Origin of the sequence: Novosphingobium sp. HII-3, assembly GCF_002916655.1 — a bacterium.
Taxonomy (GTDB): Bacteria; Pseudomonadota; Alphaproteobacteria; order Sphingomonadales; family Sphingomonadaceae; genus Novosphingobium; species Novosphingobium panipatense.
The window spans coordinates 1-1,777 of the sequence record NZ_PPSM01000069.1; the positions used below are offsets into that span (position 1 = coordinate 1).

Annotated in this window: 1 protein-coding gene and 1 pseudogene; both read left to right on the forward strand. The window is 63.4% G+C overall.

Annotation, left to right across the window (positions count from 1 at the left end):
• Positions 1 to 116: 116 nt before the first annotated feature.
• Positions 117 to 1,631, forward strand: coding sequence for an IS21-like element ISSsp4 family transposase (gene istA / locus C2R25_RS18065; RefSeq protein ID WP_103730510.1), 1,515 nt, complete (start codon positions 117 to 119; stop codon positions 1,629 to 1,631).
• Positions 1,618 to 1,777: pseudogene (locus tag C2R25_RS18070) on the forward strand (ATPase); the annotation flags it as partial. The gene istA and the pseudogene C2R25_RS18070, both read left to right, overlap by 14 nt.

Genomic DNA, 1,777 nt, shown 5'->3' on the forward strand with positions numbered 1-1,777 from the left:
TGTGGAGCGGCGTGCAAAATTGACCCCCTTAGCGGGGTGATCGGCGTCTAAAATTGACCCCCTTCATCTCATCATGAGAAGCGCCGCCGTTTGGGTTCCGGACGGCGGGTACAGGGATGTTGGTTGTGGAGACGATTGCGAGGATCCGTCGGGAGCACCGGGACGGGAAGCCTATCAAGGCGATAGCGCGGGATTTGCGGCTATCGCGCAACACGGTGCGCAAGGCGGTCCGGGCACCGGACGCGGACGCCAGTTACGAGCGTAAGGAACAGCACCGGCCGCGGACCGGACCTTTCAGTGCTCGTCTTGAAGAATTGCTCGAGCAGAATGAAGGGCTGCCCCGGCGTGACCGGCTTCGTATGACGAGGATCCATGATCTGCTTCAGCGCGAAGGGTTCGGCGGCTCCTATGACGCTGTGCGGCGCTATGCCGCGCGCTGGAAGCGTGAGCGTCGCGCCGACGCCGGCGATATGGGGAAGGTGTTCATCCCATTGATGTACAGGCCAGGCGAGGCTTACCAGTTCGACTGGAGCCACGAGGATGTCGAGATCGCGGGCAAGCCGATGCGGGTGAAGGTCGCTCATATGCGATTATGCTGGTCACGGGCACCATTCGTCCGTGCATATCCTCGCGAGACGCAGGAGATGGTGTTCGACGCACATTCCCGCGCCTTTGCGTTCTTCGGCGGGGTTCCGACGCGCGGCATCTACGACAACATGAAGACGGCTGTGACGACGGTGTTCACCGGCAAGGAACGCCTGTTCAACCGGCGGTTCCTGATCATGACGGACCACTATCGCGTCGAGCCGGTGGCCTGCAGTCCTGCCGCAGGGTGGGAGAAGGGGCAGGTCGAGAACCAGGTTCAGACTAGCAGGGAGCGCCTGTTCAAGCCGCGCCTGCGCTTTGCCAGCCTCGAGGAGCTGAACATCTGGCTGGAGGCCGAGTGCCGTCGCTGGGCGGAACGCAACCAGCATCCTGACCAGGCAGATATGACGATCGCGCAGGCGCTGGAGGCGGAGCTTCCCATGCTGCAACCGCTACCGGTCCCCTTCGACGGGTTCTTCGAGAGCGAACACGTAGCCAGTTCGACGTGCCTCGTGAGCTTCGATCGCAATCGGTATTCGGTGATGGCAAAGGCGGCCCATCAAGCTGTGCAGGTGCGCGCCTACGCAACGCGCATCGTGATCCGCTGCGACGGCGCTGTCGTTGCCGAACACGAACGGGTCTTCGGTCGGAACCAGACGATCTTCGATCCGTGGCATTACCTGCCCATCCTCGCCCGCAAGCCCGGTGCGTTGCGCAATGGCGCCCCCTTCCAGGACTGGGCTCTCCCACCTGCACTGGCCCAACTGCGGCGCAAGCTGGGCAAGGGCGATGATGCGGATCGCCGCTTCGTCCGCGTCCTGGCCGCCATTCCCGACGACGGCCTCGAGGTTGTTGAAGCCGCAGTCGCCGAGGCCCTCAGCGCAGGAACGGTCAGCGACGAGGTCATCCTCAACATCCTGTCCCGCCGGCGTGAGCCTCGCGATGACCAGACCATGGACGTCGTCGTCAACCTGAAGCTCAAGCATCCGCCGATTGCAGACTGCGCCCGCTACGACACGGTGCGAGGCCTCAATGCAGCGGCATGAGATTGTGGCAGCCCTCAAGGGGCTGGGGCTCAAGGGCATGGTCACTGCCTTCGATGATGCCGTCACCAATGGCATCCGCCGCGACAGAACGATCATGGAGATGCTGGCCGACCTGCTGCGTGCCGAGACTGCACATCGGGAGGCAG

Excerpts from the sequence above, each read along its gene's own strand:
- istA (WP_103730510.1), top strand. The coding sequence starts at position 117 with ATGTTGGTTGTGGAGACGATTGCGAGGATCCGTCGGGAGCACCGGGAC.